Source organism: Polaribacter filamentus (assembly GCF_002943715.1).
Taxonomy (GTDB): domain Bacteria; phylum Bacteroidota; class Bacteroidia; order Flavobacteriales; family Flavobacteriaceae; genus Polaribacter; species Polaribacter filamentus.
This window is the reverse complement of record NZ_MQUA01000014.1, coordinates 577,509-602,406: the sequence shown is the minus strand read 5'-3', so window position 1 is coordinate 602,406 and position 24,898 is coordinate 577,509. Positions and strand designations below refer to the sequence as shown.

Annotated in this window: 20 protein-coding genes, 1 tRNA gene and 1 pseudogene; 16 read left to right on the top strand and 6 right to left on the bottom strand. The window is 31.2% G+C overall.

Translation table 11 applies throughout. The features are described 5' to 3' along the window. The 4 genes from BST83_RS19420 to rodA form a co-directional block, all read left to right on the top strand. Positions 1 to 801: rod shape-determining protein (locus BST83_RS19420; protein WP_104811372.1), on the top strand; the 801-nt coding region annotated here is incomplete at its 5' end. Between the two features lie 272 nt (positions 802 to 1,073). Then, positions 1,074 to 1,658 carry a rod shape-determining protein MreC gene (mreC, locus tag BST83_RS19415; protein ID WP_367889112.1) on the top strand — a complete coding sequence of 195 codons (585 nt, stop codon included), beginning with the start codon at positions 1,074 to 1,076 and terminating at the stop codon, positions 1,656 to 1,658. 494 nt (positions 1,659 to 2,152) lie between these two features. Continuing rightward, positions 2,153 to 4,045 (top strand): penicillin-binding protein 2, encoded by a 1,893-nt coding sequence (gene mrdA / locus BST83_RS19405; RefSeq protein ID WP_104811343.1) that lies wholly within the window; start codon positions 2,153 to 2,155, stop codon positions 4,043 to 4,045. Then, positions 4,026 to 5,306, top strand: a complete 1,281-nt coding sequence (gene rodA, locus BST83_RS19400) for a rod shape-determining protein RodA (RefSeq protein WP_104811342.1) — start codon at positions 4,026 to 4,028, stop codon at positions 5,304 to 5,306. Before mrdA ends, rodA begins: the two co-directional genes overlap by 20 nt. 392 nt (positions 5,307 to 5,698) lie before the next feature. Here rodA and rpsT read toward each other — a convergent pair whose 3' ends face one another. The 3 genes from rpsT to proS form a co-directional block, all read right to left on the bottom strand. Continuing rightward, on the bottom strand, positions 5,699 to 5,950 hold the full coding sequence (gene rpsT / locus BST83_RS19395) for a 30S ribosomal protein S20 (protein ID WP_104811341.1): 252 nt from the start codon (positions 5,948 to 5,950) through the stop codon (positions 5,699 to 5,701). Positions 5,951 to 5,988: 38 nt separating this feature from the next. Then, a tRNA-Glu gene (locus BST83_RS19390) sits at positions 5,989 to 6,060 on the bottom strand. Positions 6,061 to 6,155: 95 nt separating this feature from the next. Beyond that, positions 6,156 to 7,634, bottom strand: coding sequence for a proline--tRNA ligase (gene proS / locus BST83_RS19385; RefSeq protein WP_104811340.1), 1,479 nt, complete (start codon positions 7,632 to 7,634; stop codon positions 6,156 to 6,158). Between the two features lie 171 nt (positions 7,635 to 7,805). On the opposite strand from proS, the gene BST83_RS19380 reads away from it, so the two are divergent. The 5 genes from BST83_RS19380 (at position 7,806) to porT (ending at position 12,740) form a co-directional block, all read left to right on the top strand. Next, entirely contained in the window at positions 7,806 to 8,879 is a 1,074-nt protein-coding gene (locus BST83_RS19380; RefSeq protein ID WP_104811339.1) for a syntaxin family protein, read from the top strand. Between the two features lie 32 nt (positions 8,880 to 8,911). After that, a complete protein-coding gene (locus BST83_RS19375; protein WP_104811338.1) occupies positions 8,912 to 10,294 on the top strand; it encodes an OmpP1/FadL family transporter in 1,383 nt (460 codons plus the stop codon). 102 nt (positions 10,295 to 10,396) lie between these two features. Continuing rightward, positions 10,397 to 11,302, top strand: a complete 906-nt coding sequence (locus BST83_RS19370) for a NifU family protein (RefSeq protein ID WP_104811337.1) — start codon at positions 10,397 to 10,399, stop codon at positions 11,300 to 11,302. Between the two features lie 5 nt (positions 11,303 to 11,307). Then, positions 11,308 to 12,039 carry a bifunctional demethylmenaquinone methyltransferase/2-methoxy-6-polyprenyl-1,4-benzoquinol methylase UbiE gene (ubiE, locus tag BST83_RS19365; RefSeq protein WP_104811336.1) on the top strand — a complete coding sequence of 244 codons (732 nt, stop codon included), beginning with the start codon at positions 11,308 to 11,310 and terminating at the stop codon, positions 12,037 to 12,039. Between the two features lie 2 nt (positions 12,040 to 12,041). Further along, the gene (gene porT / locus BST83_RS19360; RefSeq protein WP_104811335.1) at positions 12,042 to 12,740 is read left to right on the top strand and encodes a type IX secretion/gliding motility protein PorT/SprT; all 699 of its coding nucleotides are present in this window, start codon (positions 12,042 to 12,044) and stop codon (positions 12,738 to 12,740) included. 46 nt (positions 12,741 to 12,786) lie between these two features. On the opposite strand, the gene BST83_RS19355 is transcribed toward porT, so the two are convergent. Next, the gene (locus BST83_RS19355) at positions 12,787 to 13,518 is read right to left on the bottom strand and encodes a TrmH family RNA methyltransferase (RefSeq protein ID WP_104811334.1); all 732 of its coding nucleotides are present in this window, start codon (positions 13,516 to 13,518) and stop codon (positions 12,787 to 12,789) included. A 69-nt stretch (positions 13,519 to 13,587) separates the two neighbouring features. Here BST83_RS19355 and tamL point away from each other — a divergent pair, with 69 nt between their 5' ends. The 7 genes and pseudogenes from tamL to folK all read left to right on the top strand — a co-directional run bounded on the left by tamL (position 13,588) and on the right by folK (position 23,598). After that, positions 13,588 to 16,089 carry a translocation and assembly module lipoprotein TamL gene (gene tamL, locus BST83_RS19350; RefSeq protein WP_104811333.1) on the top strand — a complete coding sequence of 834 codons (2,502 nt, stop codon included), beginning with the start codon at positions 13,588 to 13,590 and terminating at the stop codon, positions 16,087 to 16,089. Between the two features lie 113 nt (positions 16,090 to 16,202). Further along, positions 16,203 to 17,270, top strand: coding sequence for a class II fructose-bisphosphate aldolase (gene fbaA, locus BST83_RS19345; RefSeq protein ID WP_104811332.1), 1,068 nt, complete (start codon positions 16,203 to 16,205; stop codon positions 17,268 to 17,270). 190 nt (positions 17,271 to 17,460) lie between these two features. Then, positions 17,461 to 18,320: pseudogene (gene accD, locus BST83_RS19340) on the top strand (acetyl-CoA carboxylase, carboxyltransferase subunit beta). Between the two features lie 396 nt (positions 18,321 to 18,716). Further along, positions 18,717 to 18,986: a 30S ribosomal protein S15 gene (rpsO, locus tag BST83_RS19335; RefSeq protein ID WP_104811331.1), complete on the top strand. Its 270-nt coding sequence runs from the start codon at positions 18,717 to 18,719 to the stop codon at positions 18,984 to 18,986. A gap of 247 nt (positions 18,987 to 19,233) precedes the next feature. Further along, on the top strand, positions 19,234 to 21,486 hold the full coding sequence (locus BST83_RS19330) for a polyribonucleotide nucleotidyltransferase (protein WP_104811330.1): 2,253 nt from the start codon (positions 19,234 to 19,236) through the stop codon (positions 21,484 to 21,486). A gap of 307 nt (positions 21,487 to 21,793) precedes the next feature. Beyond that, entirely contained in the window at positions 21,794 to 22,240 is a 447-nt protein-coding gene (locus tag BST83_RS19325) for a hypothetical protein (protein ID WP_240614888.1), read from the top strand. Between the two features lie 233 nt (positions 22,241 to 22,473). Further along, on the top strand, positions 22,474 to 23,598 hold the full coding sequence (folK, locus tag BST83_RS19320) for a 2-amino-4-hydroxy-6-hydroxymethyldihydropteridine diphosphokinase (RefSeq protein ID WP_104811328.1): 1,125 nt from the start codon (positions 22,474 to 22,476) through the stop codon (positions 23,596 to 23,598). Between the two features lie 4 nt (positions 23,599 to 23,602). Here folK and gldC read toward each other — a convergent pair whose 3' ends face one another. Together gldC and gldB are read right to left on the bottom strand one after the other, a co-directional pair. Next, entirely contained in the window at positions 23,603 to 23,938 is a 336-nt protein-coding gene (gene gldC, locus BST83_RS19315) for a gliding motility protein GldC (protein ID WP_104811327.1), read from the bottom strand. After that, positions 23,938 to 24,897, bottom strand: a complete 960-nt coding sequence (gldB, locus tag BST83_RS19310; protein WP_104811326.1) for a gliding motility lipoprotein GldB — start codon at positions 24,895 to 24,897, stop codon at positions 23,938 to 23,940. Before gldB ends, gldC begins: the two co-directional genes overlap by 1 nt. Position 24,898 lies beyond the last annotated feature (1 nt).

Here is a 24,898-nt window from a genome sequence, read left to right as displayed (position 1 = left end):
TTCCAAGCATCCGAAGAAATGATTAAGGAATTTGTTAAACAGATTCCATCAATAAAAAAGAGATTATTTCCACCTGCATTAAGAATGGTAATTTGTATTCCATCAGGAATTACAGAAGTTGAAAAACGAGCTGTAAGAGATTCTGCAAAACACATGAATGCAAAAGAAATTTATTTAATTTATGAGCCAATGGCTGCGGCAATTGGTGTTGGTATTGATATTATGGAGCCAAAAGGAAACATGATTATTGATATAGGTGGTGGTACTACCGAAATTGCAGTAATTGCTTTAGGAGGAATTGTTTGTGATCAATCTGTAAAAGTTGCGGGCGATTTATTTACCAACGACATTATGTATTACATGCGTACCCAACATAATTTGCATGTTGGAGAAACTACCGCCGAAAGAATTAAAATTACAATTGGTGCTGCAACCGAAGATTTGGATACGCCGCCAGAAGAAATGCTGGTTCAAGGTAGAGATTTATTAAGCGGTAAACCAAAACAAGTACAAGTCTCTTATAGAGAAATTGCGAAAGCATTAGATAAATCTATTTTAAGAATTGAAGATGCTGTAATGGAAACTTTGTCTAAAACTCCACCAGAATTAGCCGCAGATATTTACAATACTGGTATTTATTTAGCAGGTGGTGGCTCTATGTTAAGAGGTTTAGATAAACGCTTGTCTCGTAAAACAGACTTACCTGTTTATGTCTCAGAAGATCCTTTAAGAGCTGTTGTTCGTGGAACAGGAATCGCTTTAAAAGAACTAAAAAAATACAAAAATATTTTAATGAATTAGCATTCTTACCGTTTAACAATGCAACAACTCATCTATTTTTTTCGAAAGTTTAAATATTTTCTATTCTTTTTATTATTAGAGTTTATTGCACTTGCTTTAATATTTAATAATCTTGATTTTCATAAAAGCAAATTTGTAAACTCCGCTAATGCTATAACTGGTGGCATCTACTTGAAAGCATCAAATATTTCAGAATACTGGAGTTTAAAATCAGAAAATAAATTTCTAGCTGAAGAAAATACTCGGTTAAAAAATCTTTTAGAAAAAATATATTGCTAAATATTAATAAAGAGACTGTTGTCATTGATACTATTACAATTGACACCACTAAATATCAACAGAAATATAGTTATTCAACTGCCAAAATAATCAAAAATAATTACGATAAAGAGTTTAACTTTTTAACGATTAATAAAGGTAAACTCCAAGGAATACAGAAAGAAATAGCTGTAATTAATAGCAAAGGAATTATTGGTATTATAGACAATGTTTCTGATAGTTATGCGAGAATACAATCTATTTTAAATAGAAATAGTAAAATTAATGCGCGTTTAAAAAACAGTAATTACTTTGGCACTTTAGGCTGGAACGGCAAAAACTATAATACAGTTCAACTTTCTGACATTCCAAGACAAGCACCACTAAAAATTGGAGATACCATTGAAACTGGTGGGAAATCAACTATTTTTCCTGAAGGAATCTTAATTGGTACAATATCAGAAATAAACAAAGGAAACTCCGTAGACAATAAAGTGAATGTTACACTTTTTAATGATATGAGTAATTTAGGTTTTGTATATATTGTAAAGAATTTTAATAAAGAAGAAATTAATACCCTAGAGGCACAAAATGAATAAACCATTTAACATAGTGGCATTATTTTTATTCCTACTTTTTTTGCAGGTTTTTGTTCTGAATAACATTTTGTTTCTTGGGTATATAAATCCTTATTTATATATTACTTTCGTTTTTTATATCCATTAAAAAGCAATAGAATTCCATTTCTTTTTTACAGTTTTTTACTTGGCCTTTTTATTGATTTTTTCTCTGATTCTGGAGGAATTCATGCTTTTTCAATTTTATTTATCGCCTACTTAAGATTATTTTTTGTTCGAATATACTTCAGAAAGGTTGAAACTGACTATTCTTTTTTTAAGCTAAGTTCAGAGTCTTTTGGAAAAAATTTTAACTTTGTTGTAACTTTAACATTAATTCACCACTTAATCTACTTTTCTTTTGCTAATTTTAGTTTTCAAAATTTTTCCAACGTACTATTAAATACGCTGTTCTCAAGTATTTTTACATTGACATTGTACTTTTTAGGAACTTATATTTTTACCAAAAACGAATAATGAACAGAAGTTTTTTACTTTATTTTTTAATAACCCTTATGGGGCTAATTTTTATTGGTCGTTTGTTTCAACTCCAAATAATAAAAGGGGAGACTTACAATCCAATTCATAATGCTGCTGTAAAAATTGAATATGATTATCCTGAGCGTGGTTATATTTATGATAGAAACGGGAAATTATTAGTTGCAAATGAGCTTTCTTATGATGTTATGGTGCAACCAAATCAGGTAGGAGCAATAGATACACTAGAATTTTGTAACCTTTTGAAAATTGATAAAGTAGATTTTTTAATACGATTTCAAAGAGCTGAACATTATGCGTCTTATTTACCATCCGTATTTTTAAAGCAATTAGCCAAAGAAGATTTTGCTTTTTTACAAGAAAAAATGCACAAATACAATGGTTTTTATATTCAAAAAAGAATCATTAGAAATTATCCAATAAATGCGGCAGCCAATGTGCTCGGTTATATAGGTGAAGTAAATGAAGAAAAAGCTAAAAAAAACGATTACTATCAATCTGGAGAATTAGAAGGGAAAGATGGTGTAGAAAAACAATATGAAGACGTTTTAAGAGGTAGAAAAGGGAAAAAATATTTACAAAGAAATCGTTTTAATAAAGTTACTGGTTCTTATAAGAATGGTGTTATTGACACGCTTCCTGAAAATGGAAAAGATTTAACACTAACAATAGATATCGATTTACAGCTATTTGCACAACAATTAATGAATGGAAAACGCGGTGGTATTGTCGCTATCGAGCCATCAACGGGAGAAATTTTAGCATTAGTGACTTCTCCTTCTTATGACCCAAATATGTTAGTTGGTAGAAAACGCTCTATAAACTCCGCTAGTTTAATGGACCCAAATAATCCTGAAAAACCGACCTATGACAGAGGATTATTGGCTGCGTATCCTCCTGGATCTCCATTTAAAATAATGAATGCGTTGATTGGTTTACAAGAAAATGTTATTACAGAACAAACTTCCTTTTTATGTTTTGGGGGTTACAGCTATGGAAGAAGCGCTAATGCATTTATGAAATGCCATTGTGGAATTTACAATTCTCCTATCAGGTTAAATACTGCAATTGCACGATCTTGTAATAGTTATTTCTCTAATACCTATAAAAAAATTATAGAAAAAAACAACAAACCTTCTCAAGGATTAAACAACTGGAACAAGCACATAACAAGCTTTGGATTAGGTAATTACTTAGGATATGATTTACCTGCAGGTCAAAAAGGATTAATTCCTGATGCAAGTTATTATGATGCCAGATATAAATATGCTTGGGGCGCTTCTACAACCATATCTAATGCAATTGGACAAGGAGAAATTTTAACAACTCCTATTCAATTAGCAAATTTCACAGCAGCTATTGCCAACAGAGGCTTTTTTTACACACCACATATTGTTAAAAAAATCAATAGAAAAATAATTAACAATCCTGATTTTACGTCTAAAAAACAAACGACCATTAACAAAGAGTATTTTACACCAGTTATAGAAGCTATGCATGAAGTTTTTAAAACAGGAACCGGAAGATGGAGCCAGGTTGAGGGAATTGAAATTTGTGGAAAAACAGGAACATCAGAAAATTCTATAAAAATGGTTGACGGTATTAAGGTTCAAGCAAAAGACCATTCTATTTTAATTGCTTTTGCGCCAAAAGATAATCCAAAAATTGCAATCGCCGTTTTTGTGGAAAATGGTGGTTTTGGATCTACAATTGCAGCTCCAATTACGAGTTTATTAATAGAAAAATATTTAAACGGTAGTATTTCTGAAGCAAACGAATACAGAGAGCGAAATATATTAATGATGAGTTTGCAAGAGACGTATAATAATCAAACACCAAAAGATAAAAAAATTGCGTCAAGAAAAGAATAATATTTTTGCAGGTATAGATTGGCTTTTAGTTTTTCTATATATAATTTTAGTTGGTTTTGGATGGTTAAACATTTTTGCAACCTCTAAAACCGAAGAAAATCATGAAATCTTAGATTTCTCTACAAAATATGGAAAACAAATTCTCTGGATTAGCTTAAGTGTTCCTTTGATCATAAGTATTCTTTTCTTTAATTCAAAATTTTATGAAAAGTTTGCAAGTATTTTATACCTTATTTCTATCTTTTCTTTACTCTTACTTTTTCCCCTCGGAAATGAAATTAATGGCGCTAAGTCTTGGTTTAATTTTGGCGTTATGAGTCTGCAACCTTCAGAATTTGTGAAAGCTTGTACAGCTTTAGCCGTTGCTAAATTATTAAGTGATAGACAATACAACTTTAAGTTGGTTAAGAATCAAATAAAAGCTTTTATCATTGTTTTCTTTCCGGCACTCCTAATCACTTTACAGCCAGATGCTGGTTCTGCACTTATCTATCTATCCTTCTTTTTTGTGCTAAATAGAGAAGGTTTAACGCTTAATTATATTCTATTGGGAGCAGCTGTAATTGCCTTATTTGTTCTCACTATTTTTTTTGGAGCAAATACAATGTTTATTTCCCTTTTTATTATTATTTCTATAGTTACAGCCTATATAATTTATAGAGGAGGAAAAAGATTTTTTAGGTTTAATTGGTACAAAATTTTAGGCTTTTATGCCTTGGTTGCCCTGTTTATTTTCGGAACAGAATTTACCTATAATAACATATTTAAACAACACCATAGAGATCGTTTTGAAGTTTTACTAGGCATGAAAGTAGACAATGTAAACATTGGCTACAATTCGCATCAATCAGAATTAACTATTAGTTCGGGCGGATGGTTTGGTAAAGGTTTTTTGGAAGGAGATATAACTCAAGGAAACTTTGTCCCTGAACAACATACAGATTATATTTTTAGCACTGTTGGCGAAGAATGGGGTTTTATTGGTAGTAGTTTCGTAATCATAGTTTTTATGCTGATGATGTACCGAATTATTTATTTAGCAGAAACACACACTAATAAATTTGGTAGAATCTATGGATATGGCTTGGCCTCTATCCTATTCTTTCACGTGATTGTAAATGTTGGTATGGTTATCGGCTTGCTGCCAACTGTAGGAATTCCGCTGCCCTTCTTTAGCTACGGAGGCTCTTCTCTTTGGGGATTTACCATCTTACTATTTATATTCATAAGATTAGACGCTCACAAAAATTACGATTGGTAAACACACTCTAAATAAATAATTAAAACCAACTATTTTCGATGCAAGTTCATAAAGCTTTTTCCTGGTTTCATTTTGACAAAAAGTTAAAAACCAGCATCCGTTATTTTAGAGTTCAGTTTTCACTAGAACACTAATTTGGATCAACGCAAACAAGTCTTTGTAATCATTCTATGTGCAAATTAAAGCCTTTAAAGAACAGCTTAGAAGTTTTAGAAGTATAGAATTCCTCCTTTTTTGACTCTCAAATATTTATTCATATTCCTTAAATCCCACATCTTTTGGACTTGATCCTTTTTATCATGAATTTTTTTAAAATAAATATTTAGAACGCATAAAAAAACGCTCTGAACATAAATCAGAGCGTTTTCAATTTAAAATATTTTTTTAAAATCTTACAACGTAGCGACGTGCTTTGTTAATTTAGATTTTATATTCGCAACTTTATTCTTGTGAACAATATTTCTTTTAGACAATTTATCTAACATAGAAATAACCTTTCCTAATTTTGATTGTGCTTCTGTTTTATCTTCAACAGCACGTAAATCTCTAACTGCATTACGCGCAGTTTTATGCTGATATTTGTTCAGTACTCTTTTAGCTTCGTTGCTTCTAATTCTTTTTAAAGCTGACTTATGATTTGCCATAATTCTTAATTTATTAGTTTTTATATATTAAAACTTTGTAGTCCGTACGGGAATCGAACCCGTGTTACATGGATGAAAACCATGCGTCCTAACCCCTAGACGAACGGACCATAACAATTAAATACTTCTCAATTGCGGGTGCAAATATACAACGTTTTTTAAATTGTGCAATTAATTTTGAAAAAAAAATACTTTTTTTTCAAAATTAATATGCTTTCGCAAAAAGCACCCTTTTTAAAGAAGGTTTTCCTGTAAATACACAAACACCTACTTCTTCTTTAGCATCGTTAGGAACACACCTAATAGAAGCCTTTGTGTACTCTTTGATCCTCTCCTCTGTTTCTGATGTACCATCCCAATGTGCAGAGACAAAACCACCTTTATTCTTTATCACTTTTTTAAATTCATCAAAAGTTGTTACTTCTGTAGTGTGCTCTTTTCTAAAGTCGATTGCTTTATTAAATAAATTATCCTGAATTTCTTCTAATAAATTATTAATAAAGTTTACAACATCGTCTTGTGAAACAGTTTGCTTCTCTAAAGTATCTCTTCTTGCCACTTCCACTGTATTATTTTCTAAATCACGACTTCCAATAGCCATTCTAACAGGAACTCCTTTTAATTCATATTCCGCAAACTTTGCTCCCGGCCTATACGTATCTCTGTCATCATACTTCACAGAAATTCCTTTTTTGCGCAATTCTTTTACAATTTCAGCTACCTTTTCTGAAATAGCCTCCAATTGCTCCTGATTTTTATAAATAGGAATTATAGCAACTTGAATTGGCGCTAGTTTTGGAGGTAAAACCAATCCAAGATCATCTGAATGTGTCATAATCAACCCACCTATTAAACGCGTAGAAACTCCCCAAGAAGTTGCCCAAACATATTCTTGCTTTCCTTCTTTTGAGGTGTATTTTACATCAAATGCTTTTGCAAAATTCTGACCTAAAAAATGGCTAGTTCCTGCCTGCAAGGCTTTTCCATCTTGCATTAAAGCTTCTATCGTATACGTTTCTTCTGCGCCTGCAAAACGTTCACTTTCTGATTTAAAACCTTTTATAACTGGCATTGCCATAAAGTTTTCTGCAAACTCAGCATACACTTCTTGCATCTGTTTTGCTTCTATTACAGCTTCATTTTTAGTAGCATGTGCCGTATGACCTTCTTGCCATAAAAATTCTGCCGTACGCAAAAATAAACGAGTTCTCATTTCCCATCTTACTACATTTGCCCATTGATTTATCAACAAAGGCAAATCTCTATAGGATTGAATCCATCCTTTATACGTACTCCAAATAATTGCTTCGGATGTTGGTCTAACAACCAACTCCTCCTCTAATTTTGCTTCTGGGTCTACTCTTAGTTTCCCTGGATTATCGGGATCACTTTGCAAACGATAATGCGTTACAACTGCGCATTCTTTTGCAAAACCCTCTGCATTTTTTTCTTCGGCTTCAAACAAACTTTTAGGAACAAAAAGCGGAAAATATGCATTTTGGTGCCCAGTTTCTTTAAACATTTTATCTAACTCTGCTTGCATGTTTTCCCAAATTGCATATCCATAAGGTTTTATAACCATGCATCCTCTTACTGCTGAGTTTTCTGCTAAATCAGCTTTTACAACCAATTCGTTATACCATTTAGAGTAATCTTCTGTTCTTTTTGTTAATTTCTTGCTCATAAATATTTACTTTGGCACAAATATTGTTATATTAAAGGAAAATAATATACTTATTTATGGTTTTTAATTACCACGTACAAAACTAGTATAAAATGGCCATAGACCAAGTAAAGTTTAAAAGTTTTACAATATTATTTTATATTTACTGTTTATCAATTAAAATTCAACATTATGAAAGCTACATCTAAATACTTAAAAAACTGTTCGTTACTTGCTTTATTTGCATTGAGTTTACTATTATCCTCTTGTGGTACTTATCAAAGTGTTTACAATCAAGATGGTATTTATGATGATGAAATAAAAGAACAAATACAAGTAGTAGAAATTGCGGTTATACCAGATAACAATAATCAACCCTATTATCAGCAAAATTCTTTTACCAACAGGTTAGAAGAACTAGAAAATATTGGTGAAAACGAAGTTTTTGTTGATGTTGATTCTTATAGCTCTAATAATTCTGCTTATGTTGATGACGAAACTATTGACAACACCATTAATTACAACGCTAATGCAGCTTGGGGATACGACAATAGCAGTGCGCCTATTGTAACCATTAATATTATGAACAATCCTTATTGGAATGGCTTTAACAATTGGGGCTACAATGACCCATGGTTATATAATAATTGGGGTTACAGAAATTGGGGAATGTGGGGCGGTAACTATTGGGGAATGAACCCTTATGGGCATCCTTATAATAATGGTTTTGGATGGAATAATGGTTTTGGATGGAATAATGGTTTTGGATGGAATAATGGTTTTGTAAATCCTTATTTTCACAATAGACCCTGGGGTACTAATTACAATAATCATAATAGAAATGTTAGTTACGGCAGAAGAGATTACAATAACAATACCAACAGCAGAAATACTAACGATAATTCAAGGTTTACATCTTCTCTAAGTCGAAGAAGCAACACCTATAATAGTTCTTCTACTGCAAGAAGAAGTAATGGTTCTACTATATCCTCTAATAGAAGATCGTCTAATTCAATTATACGTAATTCTAGAAATAATAATAATAATAATACTTACCAAAGAAGCTCAAATAATAGTAATACTGCCGAAAGAAGAAGTTCAACGTCAAATAATAATACTGCAGAAAGAAGAAGAACTTCAAATTCAAATAACAACAGTAATACCACAGAAAGAAGAAGTTCAAGTACGTCTTCGTCTTCTGGAACATCTGGCAGAAGCTCATCAGGCAGAAGCTCATCAACAACATCAAGAAAAAGAGGAAACTAAAGATAATCCATAAGCCTAAATTAAAAATAATAATGAAACGATTTTATCTATCAGCGATATTTATCGCATCAACGCTTGTTTCTTTTTCTCAATCTTTGGGATATCAAGATTTAGGGTTGCTTTTTTCGAAAAATGACCAAAACGGAACTGCACGTTTTACATCAATGTCAGGCGCTTTTGGTGCTTTAGGAGGAGATTTATCCTCTATGAATATAAATCCGGCAGGTTTGTCTGTATTTACAAACAGTTTATTTACTGGAACTATAAATTCTAGAGCTTCTAATATTACTTCCAACTATTATGGAAATAGCACTAATTCGCAAAATCAACTTACAAATTTATCGCAAATAGGAGCTGTATTGGTCTTTGATAGCGCGTATAGTAAAGAATGGAGTAGATTCGCAATTGGTTTTAACTATAGAATTACAAAAGATTTTGCAGATAGTTTTATAACAGAAGGTAATAGCGGTATTACAACTTTTACTGAATTTCCGTTGGATACTAATCAAAACCCAACGCAATATAATATCGCTGATGGCCAACGTTTTGAAAATAATTATGGAGGTACTATTTCTGAGTTAAATTTCGGATTTTCATCCGTATTTCAAAACAATTTACATGTTGGATTAGGTCTAAATTTTTATGATTTATCTTTTAATCAAAGATCGAATTTATATGAATTTAACAGCGATGCAGATGGTAACCAGTTAGATGCTAAGTTGTATCAAGAAAATTTTACTATTGGAACGGGTTTCTCTGCAAATTTAGGCTTTATTTACAAAGCGAATAAAAGCATAAGGTTTGGTTTATCATACCAAACGCCTACGTGGTTTTCAGAGATTATGGAAGACACCAATATTGTGGATAATGATGGTTTTAAAGGTGATACAGAAATTTCTGTAAGTAATGACAATGTAATTTATGACAATACAGCAGGTAATTTTTTTCCAACTCAACAATTAATATACAAACTTAAGACTCCTAGTACTTTAACAGCAAGCGCTGCTTTTATATTTGGTAAAAACGGCTTATTAAGTGTTGATTACAGCAATAAAGGGTTCAATAAGATAAAACTATCAAGTGCTAATTTTATCGAAGAAAATCAATTTTTTCAAAATGAATTAAGAAATACCCACAATTTAAATATTGGTTCAGAATGGCGATTTGATCGGCTTAGTATAAGAGGTGGTTATATGTTTGAACAAAACCCAGATAAATTAGCAATAAATTCAGACAATATTACAGGTTACTCTTTTGGTGGTGGGTATAATTTTAATAACTTTAAACTAGATTTTTCTTACAGAGACAATAACAGAACGGGAATTTATAATTTTTACTCAGGTTTTGATGTTAACTCAGCTGAATTAAACATTAACAACAAAATTTTTACGACAACTTTAACAATCAGTTTGTAATAAAATAATTTTAAATAAAAAAGACTTCGTTTTTAAAAACATACGAAGTCTTTTTATTTGTTGTCAGTTTTTTCCCGTAATTTAGCCACTTATTTAAAGATTATGCAAGAGACTAAAATTACCATTCAAGAAACTACAAATAATACTATATTAAAGTTTAATAGTAACACGATTTTAATAAACGGAGGTAGTTACGAATTTTCTAATATTGACGATGCTAAAAACTCGCCACTAGCCCAAGAGTTATTTTACTTACCATTTGTAAAAAAGGTGTTTATAACTGCTAACTTCATTGCAATTCAGCGTTTTGATATTGTAGAGTGGCTTGATGTTCAACAAGAAGTTGCAGAACAAATTGAAGCGTATATTGCTGATGGAAACCTTGTTGTAAATGAGCAAACTTCAGCAAACAAAAAAGAAGCAATTGAAGTGTATGCAGAAGTTACTCCTAATCCTTCAGTAATGAAATTTGGAACCAACAAAGCATTAACTCAAACTGATGTTGAGTATAAAAATATTGATGAAGCAAACAAATCATCGCCTTTAGCGCAAGCAATTTTCACGTTTCCTTTTGTAAAAGAAGTTTTTATTTCTGATAATTATATCTCAATAACAAAATATGATATGGTTGAATGGAACGAAGTTTTTACAGAAGTAAGAAGTTTTATTCGTGAATATTTAGTGGACGGTAAAACGATTATTAAAGAGATTCCAAGTGAAAAAGCAGTCACAGAAAAGGAGGTTGAAGCACCTGCCGTAAAACTAGAAGGTATTTCTGCACAAATTGTGGACATTTTAGATGAATACATAAAACCTGCTGTTGCGGGCGACGGAGGAAATATTGCTTTTCGTTCTTATGATGAAGTTAACAAAGTAGTGAGCGTAGTTTTACAAGGCGCTTGCAGTGGTTGCCCATCTTCTACTGCTACTTTAAAAAACGGAATAGAATCCTTATTAAAAGAAATGTTGCCAAATCAAATTAATGAAGTGGTCGCAATTAACGGATAAAGAAAGTGTCAGCAGAAAAAATAAACCCTTACAAAGATTCTCCACTTGGAAAAAAAGAACAAGTTACACAAATGTTCGACACTATTTCTGAAAATTACGATGACTTAAACCGAGTTATTTCCTTAGGAATTGATGTTAAATGGCGTAAAAAAGTAGTGGAGATTATTGGGAAAAATAATCCAAAGCAAATTTTAGATATTGCAACAGGAACTGGAGATTTAGCTTTAATGATGGCTTCTTTAAATCCTGATAGAATTGTTGGTTTAGATATTTCTGCTGGGATGCTGGCTGTTGGAAAGCGCAAAATTGCCAAAGCAAAGTTATCCGAAAAAATTGAAATGATTGTTGGCGATTCTGAAGAAATGCCTTTTGACAACAACACCTTTGACGCGATAACTGTTTCTTTTGGTGTTCGTAATTTTGCGCATTTAGACAAAGGGATTACAGAAATTGCGAGAGTTTTAAAGCCTACCGGAGTTTTAGTTATTTTAGAAACTTCCAATCCTACTAAATTTCCTTTTAAACAAGGGTATAAGTTTTACACAAATCACATCCTTCCTATCATTGGGAAATTATTTTCGAAAGACAAAGTTGCTTATTCTTATTTATCAGAATCCGCAAATTCTTTTCCTTTTGGTGAAGCTTTCAACAATATTTTACAAAAAAATGGGTTTACACATACAAAGCATAAACCTGTAACTTTTGGAGTTGCTACAATTTATACTGCAAGCAAATAATAATGAATAAAAAATTGCTACTTTTTGGTTTTTTTTTGATGATTTCTGCCGTATTTTTCGCACAAAAAGAACCTGTAGAGAACTTACCAACTTTTGATCAACGAAAATTACATTTTGGTTTTTACTTAGGAATAAATCAGAATGATTTTAAACTTAATTTAAGAAACAGCACAATACAAAATGCGGATATTACTGTTGAATCTTCTCCTGGTTTCAATGTGGGTTTAATTACTGACTTTCGTTTACATAAAAATTTAAGTTTGCGTTTTGAACCGGGTTTAATGACGAATTCAAAGAAAATATATTTTAATCATTTACCAACAGCACAAGATAGTGTCAGAGAAATTGGTTCCACCTATTTACATGTTCCTTTATTATTGAAATTTAGCACCGATAGATACAAAAATATTCGTCCTTATTTATTAGCAGGTGTTTCTTACAACTACAATTTTTCTAGTAATGAAGACAATCAAGATGATAATTCTTCTGGACAATTTAGAATGAAATCAAACAATTTCATGTACGAAGTTGGTTTGGGTATAGACATCTATTTAAACTTCTTTAAATTCTCTCCATCTCTCCGTGGAGTTTTCGCAATAAATAACGAGATAAAATACGATACAGATCCTAATAGTCAATGGACCGCGCCTATAAATTTCATGGGAACTCGTGGGCTTTTTCTAACTTTTGCTTTTGAATAAGTTTTAATCGAAAAGTGTCAAAGCCGATGAGTTGCAAAGTTAAAAACTAATAGCTACGTTTAAATTCACTCAATAAAATTGCCGTTGCAGTTGCAACATTTAAACTTTCTGTTTCTTGAGTTTCTCCAAATCTTGGGATAGAAATTTTGTTTTTTATCAATGTTTTTATTTTATCAGAAACACCATTAGCCTCATTTCCCATAATTAAAATAGCTTCTTTTGGTAATGCTGATTTATACACATTTTCACCATCCATATCAGCAATAAAAGTTGGCAAATTTGTTTCTTTAAGATAGATTTCTATATCAATATATTTAATAGAAATTCGCGTTAAAGAACCCATACTTGCTTGCACCACTTTTTGGTTGTAACAATCTACCGTTTCTGCAGAGCACAGTAATTGAGAAACCCCAAACCAATCGCATAGGCGAATAATAGTTCCTAAATTTCCGGGGTCATTAATCGTATCTAAAACAATCGTTAATCCGTTTTTTTGAAGCGGTTTTTCATCAGGGATTACAAACAAACCTAACACTTTATTGGGTGCTTTTAAGTTGCTTATTTTTTGTAAATCTTTATCAGAAATTCTTATAATTTTATCTAAAGAAATATCCGTTTGAAAATCATCCGTAGCAAATAAAGTATCTATTTTAAAAGAAGAATTTAGTAATTCGTTTACTACTTTCAATCCTTCAGCAATAAATAATTGATGGTTTTGTCTATACTTTTTTTGAGATAAACTTGTTATGATTTTAAGTTGACTTTTAGAGATACTCATTAATTGTTTGTAAATTGGAATAAACCGTTGAAAAATGTTATTTTTGATTTTCTTTGCAGCGCTAAAATAATGAAAAAAATTTCGTTTTATTTTTTATTAATTATCTTTTTTGTTTCATGTAATTCAACAAAACATGTAACTGACGGTGAGCACATGTTAAATGAAAATTATATTTTCATAGACAGTGTAAAAACAAAAGGCGCCGAGCTACAAAAATATATTTTACAAAAACCTAATCCTCGTTTTTTAGGCTTACCAATTGCGTTGTATTTTCATAATATAGGAAATCATAATAAACCCGAAACACCCATAAAATGGGCTATTAAAAATCCGCGGTCTTACAACTTTGTAAAAACTATTTTTTCCGAAAAACAAAGTATATCCTACGCTAATTCGTTTATAAAACTAAATAATTGGTTTTTAGATTATGATGAACCAGAGATAATTAACGATCTTAAAATAAGTAGAACTGCAGATAATTTATGGGCGTATTATAAAACGCAAGGATATTTTAAATCTTCTGTAAGTTCTACTATTAACATAGATTCTATCAAGAAGAAGGCCACAGTAGCATATTATATTAAGAAAGGAAAAGCTACTTTATTAGATACTATTAAATTTAAAATAGATTCACCAGTTTTAGATTCTATTTATAAAACAGCGAACATAGAAACCTTTTTAAAAACCGGCGATCAATACAAAGATGTAGCATTTAGAAATGAAGCAAATACTATTGTTAAACTTTTTAGAAATAGTGGAATTTATCATTTTACAGAATCGGCTTTAGGTTTTTACGTAGATTCTACAAGAACAGATTATAAAACAAATGTTGAGTTTTTAATTTCTGCTGAAAGATTAATTGAGGAAAACGGACTGTACGTTGAAAAGCCTTTTAAGGTTCAAACGGTAAAAGAAGTTAACGTAATAACAGATTATTCATTCACAAGAAAAGGAGAATTTATAAAAGATACCGTTTTTTACAACGGAATTAAATTTTTATCAAACAACAAGTTAAGATATAATCCTAAATATTTAGCACAGTCAATTTTCTTAAAACCAAACCAAATTTACAAAGACACTTTAAGTAACTTGACAAGAACACATTTAAAATCTTTAAAGAATTTTAAATCATCTAATATTGTTTATTCTTCAATACCTGGTTCTGATGATGAACTAAAAATGGATATTTTTTTAGCACCTCTAGAAAAATTTACTTTAGGTTCGGAAACAGAATTAACGCACTCTAACATTAGAAATATAGGTGCTTCTGCAAAATTTTCTATTACTAATAGAAATACTTTTAAAGGTGCCGAATTACTAAAAATGTCTCTTTTAGGCTCTTGGTTCAATTCTAATAATGGTCCAGGGTACGAAATTGGTGCAGATGTTTCAATAGAAATACCTAGGTTTGTTGTGCCTTTTGGATTAAACAAATTAGTGCCAAAAGAAATGTCGCCAAGAACGTTATTCTCTGTAGGATCAAGTTTTCAGAAAAATATTGGGCTAGACAGACAAACATTTTCCTTTTTAACAGATTATAAGTGGCAATTTAATCAGAAGAAAACAATACAATTAGAGATTTTAAATACTCAGTATGTCCAAAATCTAAACATTGGGAGTTTCTTTGACATCTATAGTTCTGAGTTTGATAATTTAAATGCTGTTGCAAAAGTTTATGATAATATAAACAACACTTCCATTTATCCTCTGCCTAGGGATGAAAAAAAAGCAGCAGTATCTGTGAATTTTATGAGAACTGTTTCAACTAATACCAATTTTCAAGCATCAAATTCGGATGAGTATACTACAGCAACAAACATTTTAAATAGATATAATATTATTACATCCGATTTTTTAATTCCGGTTTTTGCGTATTCGTACACCTATAATAACCAAACAACTTTTAAGGATAGTAATTTTTCGTTTTTTAGAGCTAGAATTGCTAATTCTGGAAATATTTTAGGCTTATTATCCAAAAATACGAATGCAAATAATAAAAAAACATTTTTAAACATTCCGTTAGCTCAATATTTTAAAACGGATATTGAATACAAAAAATTCTGGGATTTTGGCAACAACTCAGTTTTAGGAGTAAGAACATTTTTAGGCGCTATAATTACATATGATAATTCTGATATTCCTTTTACCAAAAGTTATTTTGCTGGTGGATCAAATGACATTAGAGCTTGGCAAACCTATGAGTTAGGTCCAGGAAGCAGAAATACGGGCTTAGAATACAACACGGGTAGTTTTAAATTCTTATCAAGTGCAGAGTATAGATTTGATGTTTTTAACCGATTAAAAGGCGCTTTATTTGTTGATGCTGGTAATATTTGGGATATTTCTGGCTCTAGCCTTGTTGATCAAGACTCCAGATTTACTGGTTTTAATTCCTTAAAAGATATTGCTATTGGCTCTGGTTTTGGAGCAAGATTAGACTTTAGTTTTTTAATTTTACGTTTCGATATTGGTTTTAAAACCTATGAACCTTACTTAGATAGTAATAAGTGGTTTAGGAATTACAATTTCTCAAATGCAGTATACAATGTGGGAATTAACTATCCTTTCTAAGAAAAAAAAGCACCAAAACTCTATAACGTTTTCGTTATTTTATTACAATTCAAGATTCTTAAACTACTATTTTTTAGTACTTTTGACTTTTAAACATCCATAAAAAACACAAAATGAGTCATACTATAAAACCTGGGGTAGCAACAGGAAAAGAAGTTCAAGCTATTTTTAAACTAGCAAAAGAAAAAGGTTTTGCTTTACCAGCAGTAAATGTGGTAGGTTCTAGCACTATAAATGGTGTTTTAGAGGCTGCTAGAGATTTAAATGCGCCTGTAATTATACAGTTCTCAAATGGAGGAGCACAATTTAATGCGGGTAAAGGTTTATCAAACGAAAACCAAAAAGCAGCGATTGCTGGTGGGATTGCTGGTGCAAAGCATATTCATGAATTAGCAGTTGCTTATGGCGTGCCTGTAATTTTGCATACAGACCACTGTGCAAAAAGTTTATTACCTTGGATTGATGGTTTATTAGACGCTTCAGAAAAACATTTTGAAGAAACTGGGAGGCCTTTATATAGTTCTCACATGATCGATTTGTCTGAAGAACCAATTGAAGAAAACATAGAAATTTGTAAAGGATACCTTGCTAGAATGAGCAAGATGGGTATGACTTTAGAAATTGAATTAGGAATTACTGGTGGTGAAGAAGATGGTGTTGATAATTCTGATGTAGATGTCTCTAAATTATACACACAACCAGAAGAAGTTGCGTATGCATATGAAGAGTTATTAAAAATTTCTCCTCAATTTACAATTGCTGCCGCTTTTGGAAATGTACATGGTGTTTACAAACCAGGAAACGTAAAATTAACGCCAAAAATTTTAAAGAATTCTCAAGAATATGTTTCTAAAAAGTACAACGTGCCTCATAATACAATCGATTTTGTATTTCATGGAGGATCTGGTTCTACAATAGAAGAGATTAGAGAAGCTATTGGTTATGGTGTTATTAAAATGAATATCGATACTGATTTACAATTTGCATTTACTGAAGGAATTAGAGATTATATGCAAGGTAAAGCACCTTATTTAGCAAATCAAATTGGTAATCCTGATGGAGCAGAGCAACCTAATAAAAAATATTACGACCCAAGAAAATGGTTACGTGAAGGTGAAGCAACTTTTATTACAAGATTAAAACAAGCGTTTGCAGATTTAAATAATGTAGATACATTATAGAATTTATATCACACATATAGAAAAGCATTTTGAAAAATTTCAAAATGCTTTTTTTATGCTAAAAATACAGCGGTGAAAAAGAATCCTTTAAAGAAAATTTATAGTTCATAAAAATCTTTTACATTTGCAGACTATTTTTCTTATTTTTTAGAAAGCTAAAAACAACCACCAACAATAAAATAAACTAACTATGACTGCTTGGTTTAAACGTAAAGACAAAGGAATTCAGACTCCTACAGAAGAAAAAAAAGACACTCCAAAAGGACTTTGGTATAAAACTCCTAGTGGAAAAATTATTGATACGGAAGAGTTAAAAAAGAACTTATATGTAAGTCCAGAAGACGGTTATCATGTGAGAATCGGCAGTAAAGAGTATTTCGAAATCTTTTTTGACGATAATAAGTTTCTAGAATTAAATGAAAATTTAACTTCGAAAGACCCGTTAAAATTTGAAGACACAAAAAAATATCCAGACAGATTAAAAGCTGCTCAGGAAAAAACAAAGTTAAATGATGCTGTAAGAACAGCTGTTGGAAAATCTTTTGGAAAAGATTTAGTGATCGCGGCTATGGATTTTGCTTTTATTGGCGGATCTATGGGTTCTGTTGTAGGCGAAAAAATTGCAAGAGCGATTAACTATTCTATAGAACACAAAATTCCATTTTTAATGGTTTCAAAATCTGGAGGAGCAAGAATGATGGAAGCATCACTTTCTTTAATGCAACTGGTAAAAACATCGGCAAAATTAGCGCAATTAGCAGAAGTTAAAATTCCATATATTTCTCTTTGTACAGATCCAACAACTGGTGGCACAACTGCTTCTTACGCAATGTTGGGCGATATAAATATTGCCGAACCTAATGCATTAATTGCCTTTGCAGGACCAAGAGTTGTAAAAGACACAACAGGAAAAGATTTACCTGATGGGTTTCAAAAATCTGAATTTGTCTTAGAACATGGCTTCTTAGATGCAATTTATGAGCGTAAAGAATTAAAAAACAAATAAATTTATATATTGATTTAATTCAGAACATACCAATTAGAGCTTAAAATAAAAAGCCAGCAAATGCTGGCTTTTTATTTATTCTTTTAGTGAGAACTCTATTTCATCTTCTAAGGAGTTAACAAAAAGATTATCTTCTGCTAAAGCAGGATATCAATTATATCTTGCATGCCCATTCTTTGAAATCACCAAATAAGGAAGCTTATTAAATCCAAGTTGCTTAGGAATAGTATCTGAATCTGAGTATAAAACAGGAAATTTGTAATTATATCTTTCAATCATTTTTTTGCAAATCCAAAAGCATCTCTTTTCATAGGTATATTAAAAGCATATAATTTTATATTTGGATTCTCTTTATATTTTAAATCAAAAAATAGTTCTATATTTGCACCCTCAATGTAAAGCGCATTGAAATACATAAAAATCATTTAAATAATATTGGCATGTACTTAACTAAAGAAGTAAAAGAAAGCATCTTCGAAAAACACGGTAAAGGTAAAAACGATACTGGTACTTCAGAAGGTCAAATTGCACTATTCACGCACAGAATTAACCATTTAACAGAGCATTTAAAAAGAAATCGTAAAGATTTTAACACTGAACGTTCTTTAGTAATGATGGTTGGTAAGCGTAGAAGATTATTAGATTATCTTAAGAAATCTGAAATCAATAGATATCGTGCAATTATTCTAGAATTAGGAATTAGAAAATAATTCTCACAAAAAAAAAGAGGCTCTATAAACGTGCCTCTTTTTTTTATGATAAACTTGTAGCTTATAGATACAAAACATTAAATTTGTCTTTCTCATTAAAATGAGAATCTGAAAAGTATTTAATTCTGTTTAACTCACAGAAACTTAATAAAAAGATCAAGAATCTTAACAAAATTCTTGTATTTCCATTGCAGCAACAAACAACAACACAACAACAAACAAATTAAAAATTTAGAATTAAAATTTTATGATTCCAAAAGTATTTAGAGAGGTTATAGACCTTGGAGATGGTAGAGAAATTTCTATCGAAACCGGGAAATTAGCAAAACAAGCTCATGGTAGTGTTGTTGTGCAATCAGGGAAATGTATGATGTTGTGTACAGTTGTTTCCAATTATGAACAAAAAGATCTTGGTTTTTTACCATTAACGGTAGATTATAGAGAAAAATTTGCAGCTGCAGGTCGTTATCCAGGTGGTTTCTTCAAAAGAGAAGCAAGACCAAGTGACGGCGAAGTATTGACAATGCGTTTAGTAGACCGTGTTTTACGTCCGTTATTCCCAAAAGATTATACTGCCGAAACGCAAGTGATGATTCAGTTAATGTCTCATGACGAAGATGTGATGCCAGATGCAATGGCAGGTTTAGCAGCATCCGCAGCGATTCAATTATCAGATTTCCCTTTTGAATGTGCAATTTCTGAAGCAAGAGTTGGTCGTATTAATGGCCAATTTATCATCAACCCAACAAGAGCACAATTAGCAGAATCTGACATCGATATGATGATTGGTGCTTCTGCAGATTCTGTAATGATGGTTGAAGGTGAAATGGATGAAATTTCTGAAGAAGAAATGGCTGACGCTATTAAGTTTGCACACGAAGCTATCAAGATTCAATGTGCTGCTCAATTAAGATTAGCAGAAGCATTCGGAAAGAAACCAGTTCGTGAATATGAAGCTGCAAGAGAAGATAAAGAATTAGAGAAAAAGGTTCATGATATGGCATACGATAAAGTATATGCTATCGCAGAAGCTGGATCTGCTAAACATGAGAGAAGTGCTGCATTTAAAGAAATAAAAGAAGCTATTAAAGCTACTTTTTCTGAAGAAGAATTAGCAGATTATGGTGGATTGGTTTCTGATTATTATCGCAAAGCCGAAAAAGCTGCAATTAGAGATTTAACCTTAAATGTAGGATTGCGTTTAGATGGTCGTAAAACAGATGAAATTAGACCAATTTGGTCAGAAGTAGATTATTTACCATCAGTACATGGTTCTGCAATCTTTACTCGTGGAGAAACACAAGCTTTAGCTACCGTTACTTTAGGAACTTCAAGAGATGCAAACAAAATAGACATGCCATCTTACGAAGGTGAAGAAAATTTCTATTTACATTATAACTTCCCTCCTTTTTGTACGGGTGAAGCTAGACCCATCCGTGGAACATCTCGTAGAGAAGTTGGACATGGTAATTTAGCACAACGTGGATTAAAAGGAATGATTCCTGCTGATTGTCCTTATACGGTAAGAGTAGTTTCTGAAGTATTAGAATCTAACGGTTCTTCTTCTATGGCAACTGTTTGTGCTGGTACAATGGCATTAATGGATGCAGGTGTTCAAATGATTAGACCCGTTTCTGGTATTGCAATGGGATTAATTTCTGATGCTGTATCTGGAAAATATGCTGTATTGTCTGATATTTTAGGTGATGAAGATCACTTAGGAGACATGGATTTTAAAGTAACAGGTACTTCTGAAGGAATTACCGCTTGTCAAATGGATATTAAAGTAAAAGGTTTAAGCTACGAAATTTTAGTGAATGCACTAAAACAAGCTCGCGAAGGTCGTTTACATATTTTAGGAAAAATAACTGAAACCATTGCTTCTGCAAACCTAGAAGTAAAAGCACATGCTCCTAAAATGATCAATAGAAGAATTCCTAACGAACTAATTGGTGCATTTATTGGACCAGGTGGTAAACATATTCAAGAATTACAGAAAGAAACAGGAACTACAATTGTAATTACTGAAGACGCTGTAACTGAAGAAGGAATTATTGAGATCTTAGGAACAAACCCAGAAGGAATTGAAAAAGTTATTGCTCGTATCGAGTCAATGATGTTTAAACCAGTAGTTGGTAGCATTTACGAAGTAAAAGTAATTAAAATGTTAGATTTTGGTGCTGTTGTAGAATATTTAGAAGCTCCAGGAAACGAAGTTTTATTGCATGTAAGTGAAATAGCATGGGAGAGAACAGACAATGTTTCTGACGTAGTGAAAATGGGAGATATTTTAGATGTAAAATATTTTGGATTAGACCCGAGAACTCGTAAAGAAAAAGTTTCTAGAAAAGCTGTTTTACCAAAACCAGAAGGGTACGTTGCAAGACCGCCAAGAGATGACAAACGTAGCAGTAGTCCTCGTGATAGTAGAGGTAGAGATAGTCGCGGACGTGATGATAGAAAACCAAGAGAACCGAGAGAACCAAGAAAAGAAGAATAAATTCTTGAAATTTAAATAAATAATAAAAAGACTGTCTTTAAAGACAGTCTTTTTTGGTGTACAAAACTTTCTATTGTCAGTTCAATACCAGAGGAATAAGGAAATTTTTACCTTATTTTAATAGGGATAACAGTATTCTGTAAGATTCATCCTAAAAATATATTCCTAAAACAAAACTCAAAAAATATATTTCATGAAATAGTTTCAGTTTAGTAACTTTGTAACCTATTTAAGAACTTAAAAAACTCACTAATATCCATTATTATAAATGATAGTATCTCCTCTTTTAATTCTTTTTTCACTTCTTGTGTTCATTGTATTATGGCTGTTTGTCAAATCAATTGATGATCGTAAATGGCTTACTCTTTTAGCAAGCGCTCTACTTACACCTGTAATTTACTTTTATCTATTTTATCCGCTATTAAATATTTTTAGCAGTTATCACCACGAAAAATACTTTGAAACAACAGCATGGAAAGAAAAACCTACGTTGCGTTTCGAAATGAGCAACCAAATTGTCGAAAACCAATTATTTACTGGTAAAACCAAAAGTGAAATTCAGAAAGCATTAGGCAAAAGTGAATGGTATGGCTGGAATGATAGCATCAAAGCAAATTCTCCTGAAAAATGGAACTACAATTTAGGTTTTAAACCCGGTGCTTTTAATACACAACAAGAATGTTTGGAATTAATTTTCAAAAATGACACTGTTGTAAAGAGTTACCAATATCAAATGAGGAATAAAGACTATTAAAAGTTTAAGTTCTAAAAATTTGTTTTTTACTATCACCCAAATAAACAGCGAACAAAATATCAATAGACCATGAGTTTATTTTAATTAGCTTCGCTCCTATTTTTTGGAAATTGCTATTTTTAAACCTTTACAAGGCATATTTCCTACTTTACTTAAACTATAATATAAATTCTATTAAATTTATAAAACCATAGTAATAATTAGAATCCTTTTATTTTCTTTGCAGCACTTATATGAAAATTCAACGTATTACATATTTATCTCTAGGAACGAATCAAGGAAATAAGCTTGAAAACCTTCAAAATGCGATTAATTCAATTGCAGATAACGTAGGCGATATTCAAAAAGTATCATCGGTTTATAAAACTGCTTCTTGGGGATTTGATAGCGATGATTTCTTGAACATCTGTTTAAAAGTAACTACCTATCATCCGCCTGAAAAACTAATTAATACTCTTTTACATATAGAATCTGAGTTGGGTAGAGAACGAAAAGCTTCTAAAAAATATACGGATAGAAATATTGATATAGACATTCTTTTGTTTGATGATGAAATTATATTTTCTAGAACGCTCACCGTTCCGCATCCCAAAATGTTAGAACGCAAATTTGTTTTAGTTCCTTTAGTAGAAATTGCAAGTACTACTTTCCATCCTATAGAGAAAAAGCAACTTGCTGTTTGTTTAAAAAATTGTGATGATTCTTCTGAAATTTCTCTGATTGAAGAAAAATTAAAAAGACCAATACCTATTTCAGAAAAGTATAATTATATCGCTATTGAAGGAAATATTGGCGCAGGAAAAACTTCTTTGGCCAAAATGATGTCTGATGAATTTAATGCAAAAATTATTTTAGAACGTTTTGCTGACAATCCGTTTTTACCAAAATTTTATGAAGATAAAGAACGCTTTGCATTCCCTTTAGAAATGAGTTTTTTGGCGGATAGATATCAACAATTATCGGATGATTTGGCGCAATTAGACTTGTTCAAGAATCTAATTGTTTCTGATTATTACATCTTTAAATCATTGATTTTTGCGCAAATCACCTTACAAAAAGATGAATATGTTTTATATCGAAAAATGTTCGATTTGATATACAAAGAAATTACAAAACCAGATTTGTATGTATATTTATATCAGAATACAGAGCGTCTTTTGCAAAACATCAAAAAGCGAGGCAGAGAATATGAGCAAAATATTGAAGCGGATTATCTGCAGAAAATCCATGATGGGTACAAACAATTTATAAGTACCCAACAAGATTTAAATATTTTGGTAATTGATGTATCAGAAATAGATTTTGTTGACAATAATGATGATTATAAGTTCATCATCAACAAAATTAAAAACGTTTAAAAAATTACTTTTTAAGCTCTAATTTCTCTGCAAAATAAGCACAAAAATCTCGCATTGTTGCACCCATTTTTGCATCATCCGTTGCTTTTTCAAAAGCATCTGCCATCGAAACTAAAGTTTGATGATAAAATTGTTTCATTTCATCTACAGGCATGTCTTTCGTCCACAAATCCATACGTAACGTATCTTTTTGTTTATGATCCCAAACGGAAATCATAATTGCTCTTGATGCTTCATTGTCAATTCCACCATCTTTTGCAGTCCAAAAAATTTCTTCAGGAACTTTATTTTCATCTAAACCAACTTTAAATTTTATTTCAGAATTGTGTTTAATTGCCATTATTTTTTGGGTTTATATTTCGATTTATTAAATAAATCTGATTCGTCTATTTTTAATAATTCTTGTAAAGATACATCATTATGTTTCATATAAGACCTTACAATTTGCCAACCAATCCAAACTCCAATTTTTCCTGGCGATAAATTATCTTGTGCCATGTAAAACTTTGAAAACGGTGCGTTTTCTATAAATCGTTGATTGAGTTTTGTGTCTGTACTAAATAATAATTTATTGTCCATAAAATACATCCAAATTTGCTCTTCATTGGCAGTTGCCCAGTTTAATTTATCTTGAGAATATCCAATCTTTTCACGATCAGAAATTGACGGTATGTACATATCTAAAAGATACATCTTTTTTCCTTCGTGAATCATTTTAGCAACAAAATCTCTTTTGTTTGATGGATATACTTGCTTATCAATTACAGCATTTGAAACATCCACAATCATGTGATTCTTGGTGTTATTCTCCTTAATATATTTTGGATAATCTCCATAAAATTTATGATTTTCACCAAGATACACATCCAAAGAAATAAGCATTAAACTGTCTGTATAGATAACTCTGCTGTCATAATCAATGTTTGTTAATATCGTTACAATAGTTGGTGCTTCAAACTTCGAGTTATAATATTTAACATGTTTAAACAGTGAAGCTATTTCATTTTCTTCATATGAAAAGTCTTTGTACACTTTTTGAGTTTCAGCAAACAACTTGTGTTCTTGTGTATCATTTATCTTTGCAAAAACCAAGCTATCGGTAAATTCACTTGGAAATAAATAAGGATATTTTTGTTTCAATTTAGGTAAATCTTCAATTGTAGCGGTATAAAAATCAACATCATACCTTTCTACCGAAAAATCTACATTGATCTTAGAAACATCAATTTGATTCAAATTTTTATCAGAACAAGAAAAAAATAGGCATAAAACCATTAAAACTGTAAATAAAAATCTCATA

Bases quoted from the DNA above. Each gene is read 5' to 3' on its own strand.
- mrdA (WP_104811343.1), top strand. From the start codon at position 2,153: ATGAACAGAAGTTTTTTACTTTATTTTTTAATAACCCTTATGGGGCTA.
- rpsT (WP_104811341.1), bottom strand. From the start codon at position 5,950: ATGGCAAATCATAAGTCAGCTTTAAAAAGAATTAGAAGCAACGAAGCT.
- proS (WP_104811340.1), bottom strand. From the start codon at position 7,634: ATGAGCAAGAAATTAACAAAAAGAACAGAAGATTACTCTAAATGGTAT.
- BST83_RS19380 (WP_104811339.1), top strand. From the start codon at position 7,806: ATGAAAGCTACATCTAAATACTTAAAAAACTGTTCGTTACTTGCTTTA.
- BST83_RS19375 (WP_104811338.1), top strand. From the start codon at position 8,912: ATGAAACGATTTTATCTATCAGCGATATTTATCGCATCAACGCTTGTT.
- BST83_RS19370 (WP_104811337.1), top strand. From the start codon at position 10,397: ATGCAAGAGACTAAAATTACCATTCAAGAAACTACAAATAATACTATA.
- porT (WP_104811335.1), top strand. From the start codon at position 12,042: ATGAATAAAAAATTGCTACTTTTTGGTTTTTTTTTGATGATTTCTGCC.
- BST83_RS19355 (WP_104811334.1), bottom strand. From the start codon at position 13,518: ATGAGTATCTCTAAAAGTCAACTTAAAATCATAACAAGTTTATCTCAA.
- tamL (WP_104811333.1), top strand. From the start codon at position 13,588: ATGAAAAAAATTTCGTTTTATTTTTTATTAATTATCTTTTTTGTTTCA.
- fbaA (WP_104811332.1), top strand. From the start codon at position 16,203: ATGAGTCATACTATAAAACCTGGGGTAGCAACAGGAAAAGAAGTTCAA.
- rpsO (WP_104811331.1), top strand. From the start codon at position 18,717: ATGTACTTAACTAAAGAAGTAAAAGAAAGCATCTTCGAAAAACACGGT.
- BST83_RS19330 (WP_104811330.1), top strand. From the start codon at position 19,234: ATGATTCCAAAAGTATTTAGAGAGGTTATAGACCTTGGAGATGGTAGA.
- folK (WP_104811328.1), top strand. From the start codon at position 22,474: ATGAAAATTCAACGTATTACATATTTATCTCTAGGAACGAATCAAGGA.
- gldC (WP_104811327.1), bottom strand. From the start codon at position 23,938: ATGGCAATTAAACACAATTCTGAAATAAAATTTAAAGTTGGTTTAGAT.
- gldB (WP_104811326.1), bottom strand. From the start codon at position 24,897: ATGAGATTTTTATTTACAGTTTTAATGGTTTTATGCCTATTTTTTTCT.